This window comes from Dinoroseobacter sp. S375, from assembly GCF_049800775.1.
In the GTDB taxonomy this organism is placed as follows: Bacteria; Pseudomonadota; Alphaproteobacteria; order Rhodobacterales; family Rhodobacteraceae; genus Dinoroseobacter.
On the sequence record NZ_JBNAFR010000001.1, the window covers coordinates 199,672 to 212,528 of the forward strand.

The 12,857-nt window shown below is 65.4% G+C and carries 12 protein-coding genes; 8 read left to right on the top strand and 4 right to left on the bottom strand.

Annotated elements, in window-relative coordinates:
• Nucleotides 1–2 precede the first annotated feature (2 nt).
• The 8 genes from ACP150_RS00985 to ACP150_RS01020 are packed head-to-tail and all read left to right on the top strand — an operon-like array spanning nt 3 to nt 7,973.
• Nucleotides 3–992, top strand: coding sequence for a type II secretion system F family protein (locus ACP150_RS00985; protein ID WP_424964669.1), 990 nt, complete (start codon nt 3–5; stop codon nt 990–992).
• On the top strand, nt 961–1,563 hold the full coding sequence (locus ACP150_RS00990; protein WP_424964670.1) for a tetratricopeptide repeat protein: 603 nt from the start codon (nt 961–963) through the stop codon (nt 1,561–1,563). The genes ACP150_RS00985 and ACP150_RS00990 overlap by 32 nt, the downstream gene beginning before the upstream one ends.
• A 45-nt stretch (nt 1,564–1,608) precedes the next feature.
• Nucleotides 1,609–2,460 (top strand): tetratricopeptide repeat protein, encoded by an 852-nt coding sequence (locus tag ACP150_RS00995; protein WP_424964671.1) that lies wholly within the window; start codon nt 1,609–1,611, stop codon nt 2,458–2,460.
• A 7-nt stretch (nt 2,461–2,467) separates the two neighbouring features.
• Entirely contained in the window at nt 2,468–2,977 is a 510-nt protein-coding gene (locus tag ACP150_RS01000) for an A24 family peptidase (protein WP_424964672.1), read from the top strand.
• A 36-nt stretch (nt 2,978–3,013) separates the two neighbouring features.
• Complete coding sequence (locus tag ACP150_RS01005) at nt 3,014–4,321, top strand: ATPase (RefSeq protein WP_424964673.1); 1,308 nt, start codon at nt 3,014–3,016, stop codon at nt 4,319–4,321.
• A 45-nt stretch (nt 4,322–4,366) separates the two neighbouring features.
• Nucleotides 4,367–6,775: a ligase-associated DNA damage response DEXH box helicase gene (locus tag ACP150_RS01010; protein ID WP_424964674.1), complete on the top strand. Its 2,409-nt coding sequence runs from the start codon at nt 4,367–4,369 to the stop codon at nt 6,773–6,775.
• Between the two features lie 43 nt (nt 6,776–6,818).
• Entirely contained in the window at nt 6,819–7,493 is a 675-nt protein-coding gene (gene pdeM / locus ACP150_RS01015) for a ligase-associated DNA damage response endonuclease PdeM (protein WP_424964675.1), read from the top strand.
• 60 nt (nt 7,494–7,553) lie between these two features.
• A complete protein-coding gene (locus ACP150_RS01020; RefSeq protein WP_424964676.1) occupies nt 7,554–7,973 on the top strand; it encodes a PaaI family thioesterase in 420 nt (139 codons plus the stop codon).
• A 10-nt stretch (nt 7,974–7,983) separates the two neighbouring features.
• On the opposite strand, the gene ACP150_RS01025 is transcribed toward ACP150_RS01020, so the two are convergent.
• The 4 genes from ACP150_RS01025 to ybgF form a co-directional block, all read right to left on the bottom strand.
• Nucleotides 7,984–8,646: a hypothetical protein gene (locus ACP150_RS01025; protein ID WP_424964677.1), complete on the bottom strand. Its 663-nt coding sequence runs from the start codon at nt 8,644–8,646 to the stop codon at nt 7,984–7,986.
• A gap of 121 nt (nt 8,647–8,767) precedes the next feature.
• A complete protein-coding gene (gene ftsH / locus ACP150_RS01030) occupies nt 8,768–10,684 on the bottom strand; it encodes an ATP-dependent zinc metalloprotease FtsH (RefSeq protein WP_424964678.1) in 1,917 nt (638 codons plus the stop codon).
• An 80-nt stretch (nt 10,685–10,764) separates the two neighbouring features.
• Nucleotides 10,765–12,021, bottom strand: coding sequence for a tRNA lysidine(34) synthetase TilS (tilS, locus tag ACP150_RS01035; RefSeq protein WP_424964679.1), 1,257 nt, complete (start codon nt 12,019–12,021; stop codon nt 10,765–10,767).
• Nucleotides 12,018–12,845, bottom strand: coding sequence for a tol-pal system protein YbgF (ybgF, locus tag ACP150_RS01040; protein WP_424964680.1), 828 nt, complete (start codon nt 12,843–12,845; stop codon nt 12,018–12,020). The genes tilS and ybgF overlap by 4 nt, the downstream gene beginning before the upstream one ends.
• Between the last annotated feature and the right edge of the window lie 12 nt (nt 12,846–12,857).

The window sequence follows — 12,857 nt, forward strand, 5'->3', positions numbered from 1 at the left end:
CCGTGTTCGAAGCCGTCAACGCGTTGCTGGTGCAGCATCTCGGCCCGCTGGGTCCGGTCCTCTCGGTCGGGTTCCTGGGGGCGATCCTCATCCTCGTCACGCTGCCGATCCTGCTCCGAAAGGAACAGGATCCGCTGCTCAAGCTCAAGGAAGAGCGACTGGGCAAAAGCTCGGTGGATCGCGGAGATGAGCGCGCCACCGCCTTGCGGCAGGATGATCCGGGCAAGAAGCTGGAACGGTTCTCGCAATATCTCGAACCGCAGGATAACGCGGAATTGTCCGCCATTCGCCTCAAGCTGATCCAGGCGGGCTATCGCCAGAAATCCTCGGTCAAGATCTTCCATTTCGCGCAATTCGCCCTGGGTCTCGGCCTGCTCTTTGTCGGGGTGGTCTATACCTTTCTGTTCGGCGGCGGCGAGGAACCGGATGTCACCAAAGCGGCCCTGACCACGCTGGTGCCAGGCCTGTGCGGCTACTACCTGCCGAAATACTGGGTCGATAAGCGGATCGAAAAACGCCAGGAGGAGATTACCAACGGCTTCCCCGACAGCCTCGATCTGATGCTGGTCTGCGTCGAGGCGGGTCAGGGGCTCGACCAGGCCATCATCCGTGTGGCCCATGAAATCCGGGCAGGCTTCCCCGCGCTCGCCGATGAGTTCGAGATGGTCGCGTTCGAAATCAAGGCCGGCAAGGATAAGATCACGGTGCTGAAGGACATGTCCGAACGCTGCGGTGTGGGCGATGTCACCTCCTTCGTCACGGTACTGATCCAATCGCAATCCTTCGGTACCTCCATCGCCGATGCGTTGCGGGTCTATGCCAGCGAGATGCGTGACAAACGGGTCATGCGCGCCGAAGAAAAGGCCAATGTCCTTCCGACAAAGCTGACACTCGGGACAATGATGTTTACGGTGCCGCCACTCCTGATCATCCTGATCGGGCCGTCCATGTGGAGCATCTATGAAAGCTTGTCCCAGCGCGGTGGCCCCTAACGCTTCAACCCGGATCGCACTTCTGTGTGGCGCGGCGGGCCTGTTGATCGGGTGCAGCCCCTCCACCCCCAGCCTCGACGATCTCGGCGACAACCCCTTCCCGCCCAGCGCGCTCGCGGTGGATGGCGAAGCTGTCGATGGGCTCGTGGTCGGCAATCGGCTGATGCAGGCCGGGGAATATGACCTCGCATTGCGCGCATTCTTCCGGGCCGGAGCGGAACAAGGCATGACCGCCGATGTGCTCAGCGCGATCGGGTCGGCCAATCTGAAACTCGGCCGGCTGGAGCAGTCTGAAACCCTGCTCCGGCAAGCGGTCGAAGAGGATCCTGCCTTTGTCCCGGCCTGGAACAATCTTGGCGCGGTGCTCATGGAACGGGGCGAGTATGGCGAGGCCTCGCGCGTCTTTCAAAAGGCCTTCGCCCTCGACAGTGGCAATTCGGACGACATTCGCAACAACCTCCGCCTCGCTATCGCAAAACGCGACCAGGTGAGCTACGCTGGCGCCAGCGATAACAACGAGTTCGACCTGGTTTGGCAAGGCAATGGCAGCTACCTGCTGATCGCGCCCTGACCGTATCGGGATCGCACCGACATCGAGCAAAAAAGGACGCGACACATGCGTTATTCGCAGGCTTTGGCCCCCGCGGGCCTGGCGTTGCTGGTTCTTGGAGCCTGCACGCCTTCAGAGGAGATCGATGTGACCCGCGAGTTGGACGCGGTGAATGTCATCGATGAGAACAATCTTAACAACCTGATGTTGAATTCAGCCGACCCGGAAGAGGCGGTCGCCTATTTCCAGCGCGCGACCCAGGACATGCCGGAGCGTATCGATCTTCAGCGTGGTCTGGCCAAGTCCATGACCCGCAGCGGGAATGCGACCTCCGCGGTCTCCGCCTGGCAGACCGTGATCAACAGCGACGAGGTCACCGACGAGGATCGCGTCGATTTCGCGGATGCCCTGATCCGGGCCGGAGAGTGGGACCGGGCGCAGGCACAACTGGATTCCGTCCCCCCCACTTTCGAGACCTTCAAAAGATATCGGCTGGAGGCCATGGTCGCCGATAGCGAGAAAGACTGGCGCGCCGCCGACAGCTTTTACGAGATCGCCGTAGGTCTGACCACGCGGCCCTCCGGCGTGCTCAACAACTGGGGCTATTCCAAGCTCTCGCGCGGGGATTTCCGCGGGGCGGAGAAGCTTTTCAACGAGGCGATCGGCTATGACCCGGATCTGTTCATCGCCAAGAACAACCTCGTTCTCGCCCGCGGGGCGCAGCGCAACTATGCCCTGCCCCCCGTCCCCGTGACGCAGATCGAACGGGCACAGTTGTTGCACACTCTTGCCCTATCGGCGATCAAACAGGGGGATATTGCAACCGGGCGCGGCCTGCTGCGCGAAGCGATCGACACCCATCCCCAGCATTTTGAAGCCGCCGTGCGCGCGCTGAGGACGCTGGACAGCGAAGCCTGAGGCCCCGATGACAGACCCGGCGACCGGCACATTCCTGTTCCTGCTGTTCGTGTCGCCGATCTGCCTCTTTGTCGCCTGGAGCGACATGAAATTCATGCGCATCCCGAATTGGAGCGTGCTGGCCCTTCTCGCGGTATTTGCCTGTTCCGGTCCCTTCCTGATGCCGCTGGCCGAGTATGGTTGGCGCTGGGTCCATGGGCTGGTGATCCTCGGGATCGGCTTTGTGGTCTCATCGCTGCGGATGGTCGGAGCGGGGGATGCCAAGTTCGCCGCCGCCATGGCGCCCTTCGTCGCGTTGCAGGATGCTGCGCTGGTCCTGGTGCTGTTCTCTGCGGTATTGCTGGCGGCCTTTGCCACGCATCGCGCCGCGCGCCGGGTCCCGGCCCTGCGCAGCCTGACCCCGGATTGGGAAAGCTGGACGCGGGATCGCGATTTTCCCATGGGCCTCGCGCTGAGCGGAACGCTCATGCTCTACCTGGCGCTGCTGCTGATCCTGCCGGCGGTAACACTCCGTTAGGGGGCCGGGATCTAGACTGCCCGTGGGAGACCCGGGATGACTCATCACAGCACGCCGTCCATTGCCCCGACCAGTCCGCGCAGCGTCGCGGATCTGGGGCTGCCTGCCACCATGTTGCAGGATCTGTTGCTCAAGACGATGTTTCGTCGGTCCCTGACCCGCGCGACCGAACTGTCTGAGGCGATGGCCATCCCCGTGACTGTGGTGCAGGACCTGATCGACACCGCGCGGCAGCTCAAGATGGTCGAGGCGCTTGGCTCACTGACCTCCGAAGGGGCCGAGGAGATGCGCTTTGCCCTCGCGGATCAGGGCAAGGCCCGTGCCCTCGATGCGCTGACCCAATCGGAATATTACGGCGCTGTCCCCGTCCCGATGGAGCATTTCGCCGAACAGGCCGAGCGCCAATCGATCAAGAATGTGGTGCTCACGCCCGAGAAGCTGGCGCAATCCATGGGGCATCTGGTGCTTCCCAAGGGCCTGCTGCAGCAGCTTGGTCCCGCGGTCACATCGGGGCGCTCGGTACTGCTCTACGGGCCGCCCGGGAACGGGAAATCCTCGATCTCCAACGGGATCCGCGACGCCATGGGGGACCATGTCTATGTCCCGCGCGCCATCAGCTATGGTGGCCAGATAATCACCGTTTTCGATCCGGTCGTCCACACGCCCGTGGCCTCCCCGACCCAGTCGCGCTCGAGCCTGCGGCGCAGCATCGGCCATGACCAGCGCTATGTCTGCTGCAAACGCCCTGCGGTGATCACCGGGGGTGAGCTTGAGCTGGCGATGCTGGATCTCAACTACAACCCGGTCGCGCGGACCTATACCGCGCCGTTGCAGATGAAGGCGACCGGTGGGATCTTCATCGTCGACGATCTCGGCCGTCAGGCGGAGCCGCCCCAAGCCCTGATCAACCGATGGATCGTCCCGATGGAGGCGGGCTATGACATCCTCGCGCTGCAATCGGGTGAAAAATTCATCGTGCCCTTCGACACGCTGGTGGTGTTCTCGACCAACTTCCACCCGAACGAGATTTTCGACAATGCCGCCCTGCGCCGCGTGTTCTTCAAGCTCAAGATCGACGGGCCGACCAAGGAGGAGTTTCTCAAGATCTTCGGCCTTGTCGCCAAGGCGAAGAACGTGCCGCTGGACGAGGCGAGCCTTGTGCATCTCATGACCCGGAAATACCCGGAGGTGGATCATGTCTATGCCAATTTCCACGCGAATTTCCTTCTGGATCAGATGATTGCGGTCTGCCGCTATGAAGGCGTGCCAAACCACATGTCGCCCGATCTGATCGACCGGGCTTGGTCGAACCTCTATGTGGATGAGGGCGAAATCGCCCATTGATCAATCCGGCTTGGCCCGCCGCCCGCGCTGGCCTATCTCCGGAGGATGGACCTGCAATTGCCCCCGGAGCTTGCCCGCTGGATCACCGATCAGGGCTGGTCGCTCCACCCCCATCAGCGTGACATGCTGGACCGTGCGGCGGACCCCGCACTGCTGTTGATCGCGCCCACGGGCGGCGGCAAGACGCTGGCCGGGTTTCTGCCGACGCTGGCCGAGCTGGGCCCGACGCCCGAGGCCGGTTTGCATACGCTCTATATCTCGCCGCTCAAGGCGCTGGCGGCGGATATCAAGCGCAACCTGCGCCGCCCGGTCGAGGAGGCAGGCCTGGCGATCCGGATCGAGGACCGGACCGGAGATACCTCCCAAAGCCAGCGCAAGCGTCAGCGCGCGGACCCGCCCCATATCCTGCTGACCACACCGGAAAGCCTTGCCCTGATGCTCAGCTACGAGGACGCCGCCCGGACCTTTGCCGGGGTCAAACGGGTGATCGTGGACGAGATCCACGCGCTGGCGGAATCCAAGCGGGGGGATCAGCTCATGCTCGGGCTCGCCCGTTTGCAAAGCCTTGTGCCCGACCTCCGCCGCGTTGGGCTCTCGGCCACGGTCGAAGATCCGGAGGCCATCGCCCAGTTTCTCGCCCGTCACCCGGATCCTTGCGCCATCCTCCATGCGGATCCCGGCCCGGCGCCGGATATCACCATGCTGCAGACCGACGCCCCCCCGCCCTGGACCGGCGGCGGCGGGCGTTACGCGATCCCTGCGATCCTCGACGCTGTCAGCAGCCACAAGACCACCTTGATCTTCCACAACACCCGCGCCCAGGCCGAGCTGTTCTTCCATGCGCTCTGGCTCGCCAATGAGGACGCCCTGCCCATTGGGATCCACCACGGCTCCCTCGCGCGGGAGCAGCGCCAGAAGGTCGAGGCCGCCATGGCGGAGGGCAGCCTGCGCGCGATTGTCTGCACCGGTTCGCTCGATCTCGGCATCGACTGGGGCGATGTGGATCTGGTCATCCAGGTCGGCGCACCCAAGAACGTCAAGCGACTGGTCCAGCGGATCGGACGCGCCAACCACCGCTACAACGCGCCGTCCAAGGCCCTGCTTGTGCCTGCGAACCGCTTCGAGGTGGTGGAATGCCATGCGGCGCTCAAGACCATGGCCGAGGGCAAGCTCGATGGCGAGGCGCGCGACGAGGGGCCCCGCGATGTGCTGTGTCAGCATATCCTGAACGTGGCGGCGGCGGGCCCGTTCGACGCCGATCACCTCTTTGACGAGGTGACCAGCGCGGGCGCCTACCAGAACCTGACGCGCGCGGCCTTCGACGATTGCCTGAACTTCTGCGCCACGGGCGGGTATGCCCTGCGCGCCTATGACCGCTGGCAACGGCTGTTGCAGCGCCCGGATGGGCAATGGCAGCTCCGCGATCCCCGCAGCGCCCGGGCGATCCGGATGAATATCGGCACGATCATCGACACCGAGACCCTCAAGGTCCGGCTCAAGAACCGGCGCGGCGGCACCCCGCTCGGCGAGGTCGAGGAGGGTTTCGCCGCCACGCTGACCCAGGGCGACACCTTTCTGATCGGCGGGCAAATCGTGCGCTATGAGGGGCTCAACGAGCTCACGGTCGAGGTTACGCGCCGCGCCGACAAGCAGCCCAAGATCGCGACCTTCATGGGGACGAAATTCGCCACCTCCACCCAGCTCAGCCAGACCATCCTCGAGATGTTCCGGCAGGACGACTGGCCCGAGCTGCCCGAGGCCACGCGCGACTGGCTGCACCTGCAACGGCGGGTCTCGAAACTGCCCGAGGCCGAGCGGATGCTGATCGAGACCTTCCCCTTCGAAGATCGCAACTACCTCGTCTGCTACGGCTTCGCTGGCCGTAACGCGCAGCAGACGCTCGGCCTGTTGCTTAGCCAGCGGATGGAGGCCGCAGGGCTCGACCCGGTGGGCTTCGTCGCGACCGATTACGCCACCATGCTCTGGGGGCTGAACGAGGTCACGGATCCCGCCGGCCTCGTGCGCCCTGACGGGATCCGCGACGGGTTCGACCATTGGCTGTCGGGCAATGCGGTGATGAAGCGGACCTTCCGCGCCTCGGCCATCATCGCCGGGCTGATCGAGCGGAACACGCCGGGACGGCGCAAGACCGGGCGGCAGGCGACCTTCTCGTCGGATATCCTCTATGACACGCTGCTGAAATACGACCCGGACCATGTGCTGATGCAGATCACCCGCGAGGAGGCACGCCGGGGGCTCGTGGATTTCGCGCGCATCGAGGAACTGCTGGAACGGACCACCGGGCGGATCGATCACTACCGGCTCGACCGGCTGAGCCCGCTTGCCGCGCCGATGATGCTCGAACGCGGACGGGTGCCGATCGCCGGGGCGGCGGAGGACCGGATGGTCGCCGAAGCGGCGGCTGCCCTGATGACCGAGGCGGGTCTGACCTGAGATCGCGCTTGCACCGCCCGTTGAAATGGTGTTGGACCAAAGCATGAACACGCAGGATTTCAGCTTTGCCGGTGCCGCGCTGCGCGCGCTGCCCAGCGGTGCGCTCTGGTGGCCGGAGCGGCAGGTGCTCGTGGTCTCGGACCTGCATCTGGGCAAGTCCGAGCGGATCGCGCGGCGAAACGGGGCGCTTCTGCCGCCCTATGAGACCACCGAAACCCTGTCCCGACTGGAGGCCGATCTGGCCGCGACCAAGCCCGATGAGGTGATCTGCCTCGGGGACAGTTTCGACGATCCGGCGGCGAGCCGCGCCCTGCCCGCCCCCCTACGGGACCGGATCGCGCTCGCGCAATCCGGGCGGCGCTGGATCTGGGTCGAGGGGAACCACGATCCCGGCCCGCTCGACCTGGTGGGCCAGCAGGCGACCGAGTGGCACAACGGCCCCCTGCGGTTTCGCCATATCGCCGAAGACGGCACGCCCAGCCCCGGCGAGGTCTCGGGCCATTACCACCCGAAATGCAGCCTGCAATTGCGCGGGGGGCGGCGGGTCTCCCGGGCCTGCTTCCTGCTGGATGCGACCCGGCTGATCCTGCCGGCCTATGGCGCGTATACGGGGGGCCTGCACTGTCATAGCGCACCGCTCTCGACGCTCATGGGTGCCGATGCGCGCGCGATCCTGATCGGACCGCAGCCCTGCATGGTGCCCATGCCGCGCGGCTAGGGTGGTTTACCCGCCCGCCCATCCACCGCACACTGCGCGCAAACAAGGATCGGGGGGCAGATGAGCGATCTTCAGGACAAGGTGGCGCGCAGTTTCGCGCGTCAGGGATTGATGGGCACGCTCGGCGCAGAGCTGGTCTCGGTCAAGCCGGGCAAGGTGGTGATCCGCGCCCCCGTGACCCCCGAGACCGGGCAGCAGCATGGGGTCGCCCATGCAGGGCTGACCTTCGCCATCGGGGACTCGGCGGCGGGCTACGCCGCGCTGACCCTGATGCCCGAGGAGTCGGAGGTTGTAACGGCCGAGATCAAGATCAACCTGCTCGCCCCGGGCAGCGGTCAGGCCCTGATTGCCACCGGGCGGGTGGTCAAACCCGGCAAGCGGCTGGTCGTGGTCACCGCCGAGGTCGCGCGCGAGGACGGCACCTGCGTCGCGCTTTTGCAAGGGACCATGGTGCCTGTGCCGAGAACGCCCATGGGCTAGCCCCGGTCGCTTAGCGGCGCGCGCGGTCCTGCTGCACCCAGCTGGTGATCGCGAGGATGATCATCATCGGAAAGATCCATTCGAGCCCTTCCTCGATGAAGCTGGCCCACCAATCGGTTTCAGCGGAGACGGCGATGCCGAGGGGCTCCAGCTTGCGGGCGAGACCGTCGAGGCTCTTGGCGATCACCACCAGCACAATCGCCCCGGCCAACCACCACGCCCAGGCCGCACGGTCCCGCAGACCGCGCAGAAACGGGCCCGCCCCGTATCGGATAAGGCGGTAGAGCGTCACGACGATCAGGATCAGAACGCAGATGCCGATCAGCTTGTGGAGGAGCGAATAATCCCCGGAATAGAGCCGCAGCTGCAGCACGCCCTTCTCGGTGAACCGCTTGTCGAAATCGAGCTCGCGCATCATCAAAAGCGCCATCAGCACTGCGACATGCCAGCCGGGCCCGAACACGACCCGCGGGGCCAGCGCGACAAACCCGATCAGCGCGCAGCCCATGGCCACGAAAGCGCCGATCTCGAACGGGCCGGCCTCGGTCTTGTAATAGTCCAGCCCGTGCCCCTGGATCGTGGCCTGCACGACCAGCGCCACGAAGATCGCCAGAGCCAGGTAGAACGGCCAAAGCATCCGCTTTGCCCCGGGGCCATCGTCGATTTGTGCCACAGCTGCCTCCTGAAGATCCCGCAAAAGAGCGCATTGCGTAGCGGAGGCTTCCTGAGTCCTGCAACCGAAATGTAAAACGCCGCCCCGGGGGGCGGCGCTGTGTCACTGGTTTGATACAGGATCAGGCTGTCGGCTCTGGCTCCATCCCGCCATCCCGCGGCTTGGAGCGGGACTTGGACTTGGGTACGGCGGTCAGGGACGGCGTGCCCGAGGTCGGCGTGTCGTCCTCGTCATCGCCGCGGTTGAGCGGCTCGCCATTGATCACCTTCTGGATCTCGGCCCCGGTCAGGGTTTCGTATTCCAGCAGACCCTGGGCCAGACGCTCCCAGCCTTCGTTCTGCTCGGTGAGGATCCGCTTGGCGGTCTCGTACCCTTCGTCGATGATCTCCTTGACCTTCTGGTCGATGATCTTCTGGGTCTCCTGGCTGTGATTGGTGCCACCGCCATAGCTGCCGAGATAGGATTGCTGCTCATTGGCGTAATCCACATGGCCCAACTCTTCGGCGAAGCCGAATTGCGTCACCATGGCCCGCGCGATCTTGGAGACCTGCTGGATGTCCGAAGTTGCCCCCGAGGTCACGTTCTCGGGCCCGAATTTGAGCTCTTCGGCGACCTTGCCCCCCATCGCCATGGCGATCTTGGAGGTATACTTGGTGCGCGTCACGCTCAGCTGATCGCGTTCCGGCAGGGACATGACCAGACCCAGTGCGCGGCCGCGCGGGATGATTGTCGCCTTGTGGATCGGGTCATGCTGCGGCACGTTGAGCCCCACGATCGCATGGCCCGCCTCGTGATAGGCCGTCAGCATCTTCTCTTCCTCGGACATCACCATGGAGCGCCGCTCGGCCCCCATCATGACCTTGTCCTTGGCGCTCTCGAAATCTTCCATGGTCACGAAGCGCCGCCCCACGCGGGCCGCCATCAGCGCGCTCTCGTTCACGAGGTTCGCCAGATCCGCACCCGAGAAGCCCGGCGTGCCGCGCGCGATGATGCGCAGATCCACATCGGGGCCCAGCGGCACCTTGCGGGCATGGACGCCCAGGATGCGCTCGCGGCCCTTGATGTCCGGGTTGGGCACCTGCACCTGACGGTCAAACCGGCCCGGACGCAGCAACGCGGGGTCGAGCACGTCGGGACGGTTGGTCGCCGCCACGATGATGATGCCTTCATTGGCCTCGAACCCGTCCATTTCCACCAGAAGCTGGTTCAGGGTCTGCTCGCGCTCGTCATTGCCCCCGCCATAGCCGACACCACGGGACCGGCCCACGGCGTCAATCTCGTCGATGAACACGATGCAAGGCGCGTTTTTCTTGGCCTGCTCGAACATGTCGCGAACCCGGCTCGCGCCGACACCCACGAACATTTCAACGAAGTCCGAACCCGAGATGGTGAAGAAGGGCACGCCCGCCTCCCCCGCAATCGCGCGGGCCAGCAGGGTCTTACCGGTACCCGGAGGGCCCACCAGCAGCGCGCCTTTGGGGATCTTGCCGCCGAGCCGCGAAAATTTCTGCGGATTGCGCAGGAATTCGACGATCTCTTCAAGCTCTTCCTTGGCCTCATCGATCCCCGCCACATCGTCAAAGGTGACGCGGCCATGCTTCTCGGTCAGCAGTTTCGCCTTGGACTTGCCAAAGCCCATGGCCCCGCCGCGTCCACCGCCCTGCATCCGGTTCATGAAGAAAATCCAGATCCCGATCAGGATCAGGAAGGGCAGCAGCGTCCCGATATAGGACAGGATCCCGCTCTGCTCTTGCGCGCGGGCTTCGATCTGGACGTTCTCGTCAAGCAGGAGCTGCGTGACATCCACGCCCTCGGGCTTGACGGTGGTGTATTGCTGGCCGTCGCCGGTGCGGATCATGACCTGCTCGCCATCCAGGATGACACTGGCCACATCGCCCTGCTCCACGCGCTCGACAAAGTCGGAATAGGTGATCGAGCGTGCGTTGACCGTCGATTGCCCCCCGCTGAACAGGTTGAACAGGGCCAGGATGAGCAAAAACAGCACAACCCAGAACGCGACATTACGCAAATTGCCCACGGATAATTCTCCTCAAGGTGGCAAAGCGCTCGGGCGCGCTCTGCGGACTTGTGCTTAAAATAGCTACGGAACGGCGCAGTTCAATGTGGAATCAGGCTTGATATGAACGAAGACGGGTCAGGTTGAGTGTCAATTCGCGTTGACAGCCCCCAATTCAGGCGCGGAACGGCCAAAACCCGGTCCCGATCCCAGACCGCGACACTGGCGCAGAGGCTGGCGAAAGGCGGGCCTGTCTCGGGGCGGCGGACCTGCGCCACGCCCTCCGCGCCGAGGACGCGCAGCTCAGGCGTGGTCGCGTCGGGTGCAGGATCGCGCAGCGAGATCCGCCAACGCCCATCCCACAGCGCGCCCAGCGGGGCGACCTCTGCGGCCACGGCAGCAAGTTCGCGTGAGACGCGAATGCGACCGCGCTCGGGGGTGAAAAGGCAGCCCTGCAAGGGTGCGGCCCCCGTGGCCAAGCGCCCCCAAGTGGTTTCGAGCGAGCTGAGCCGGGGCCTGTAGGGTGCGCCGGACACCCAGCGCACCGCCTCGGCCAGCAGCCGCAATCGCGTTTCCGCATCGAGCGCGTCGAGGCGCGCACGGTCCAGCAGGACATCGCCCCACTCAAAATCCACATGGCCCGCGCTGACCTCGTCTGCGGCGCGCAGGCCCAGCGCCTCCTGCGCCCGGGCCATGGCACGTGCTGTCTGGGCCAGACGCCCGGTGTCCAGATCCAGCGTGTCAATCGCGCGGCGCATCCGAACCCTGTCAAACCGCGGATCCGCGTTGCTCGAGTCCTCGCACCAGGCAATTCCCTTTTCCCGCAGATGGGCCCGCAGGGTCTCGCGGCGCTGCTCCAGCAGCGGGCGCAGCCAGAGGGTCCCCTGCCCCGTGCGGCGCGCGGACATGGCCGCAAGCCCGTCCACCCCCGAGCCGCGCATCAAGCGCAGCAGAACCGTTTCGGCCTGATCGTCCTCCGTATGTCCAAGACAGACCGCGTCGAGCGCCTCGGCCCGCGCCCAGCTTGCGAGCAAGCCAAGCCGCGCCTCCCGCGCGGCGGCCTGCAGGTTGCCTTGTCCGTCCCAGCCGGTCCAGCGCAACACCTGATGCGCAACGCCCAGCCGCGCACAGAGCGCGGCCACCACCGCCTGTTCCTCTGCCGCTTCGGGCCGCAGACCGTGATCCACGGTGGCCGCCAAGATGGTGACATCCCGCGCCGCGCCCCAAACATGGGCAAGCTGCAAAAGAGCCATGGAATCCCCGCCGCCGGACACGGCCACGCCGATCCGCTGCGCCCCGGGGGCGAGTTGCGCCATCTGATCCGCAAAGGCGCGGGCCAGAGCGGCGGGCGCGGTCACGGGCAGGTCAGTTCCGAGCGCGCCGTGTTGGCATCCACCGCCGCCGTCCCACCGGGATAGCGCAGGCTCACCTCGCGCAGGGTCAGGCAGGCTTCCTCGCGTTGTCCCAGCTCCGCGAGGCTGATCCCCAGACGATAGAGCGCCAGCGGCGCGAGCGTGCCGTCCGGAGCGCCGGAAAACGCATCGAGATAGGCGCGGGCCGCCAGGGTCCAGGACCCGTCCGAGGCGCGCGCCTCTCCGCGCAGGTAATGGGCTTCCTGCACCAGCGGGCTGCCGGGATAGGTCGTGGCATAGGCCGAGAAGGCCTCAGCCGCCGCTGTCGCCTGACCGCCTTCGAGCAGCGCCTTGGCCGCGTCGAAATCTTCCTGCTCGGCCACGGCGAGCTCGGGTCCACCAGCCGCCGGCGGCACCACCGGCGCGACGGGCGTGTTGGGTTCCGCAGCCGTGCCGCCGAGGGTCGTCGTCTCGCCCAGGGTCGAGAGATCGCCGCCCTCCAGCTCGACCAGCCGGAATTCCAGATCCCCGATCCGGTTCGTGCCGTCCTTGACGATGCTGTCGATGCGGAATTCGAGCTCCTCGGTCTTCGCCGTCAGCCGCGACAGCTCGCTCTCCAGCGTGTTGAGCCGGTCGAGCGCACTCGACGGCAAGGCGATCTGCGGCGCGCCCGTGGTCGATTGCTCACGCTTGAGGGTCTGCAACTCGACATAGAGCATCGACAGCTCCTGTCGGATATCCGCCAGGGTCTGTGCTTGATCCTGCGCCGCCAGCGGGGCGGCCAGCGCGAACAGGCCCGTGGCCGCGAGAACGAGGAGAGATCGTGTCATGGCTGGCTCCGG

Bases quoted from the DNA above. Each gene is read 5' to 3' on its own strand.
- ACP150_RS00995 (WP_424964671.1), top strand. From the start codon at position 1,609: ATGCGTTATTCGCAGGCTTTGGCCCCCGCGGGCCTGGCGTTGCTGGTT.
- ACP150_RS00990 (WP_424964670.1), top strand. From the start codon at position 961: ATGAAAGCTTGTCCCAGCGCGGTGGCCCCTAACGCTTCAACCCGGATC.
- ybgF (WP_424964680.1), bottom strand. From the start codon at position 12,845: ATGACACGATCTCTCCTCGTTCTCGCGGCCACGGGCCTGTTCGCGCTG.
- ACP150_RS01000 (WP_424964672.1), top strand. From the start codon at position 2,468: ATGACAGACCCGGCGACCGGCACATTCCTGTTCCTGCTGTTCGTGTCG.
- pdeM (WP_424964675.1), top strand. From the start codon at position 6,819: ATGAACACGCAGGATTTCAGCTTTGCCGGTGCCGCGCTGCGCGCGCTG.
- ACP150_RS01020 (WP_424964676.1), top strand. From the start codon at position 7,554: ATGAGCGATCTTCAGGACAAGGTGGCGCGCAGTTTCGCGCGTCAGGGA.
- ACP150_RS01005 (WP_424964673.1), top strand. From the start codon at position 3,014: ATGACTCATCACAGCACGCCGTCCATTGCCCCGACCAGTCCGCGCAGC.
- ACP150_RS01010 (WP_424964674.1), top strand. From the start codon at position 4,367: ATGGACCTGCAATTGCCCCCGGAGCTTGCCCGCTGGATCACCGATCAG.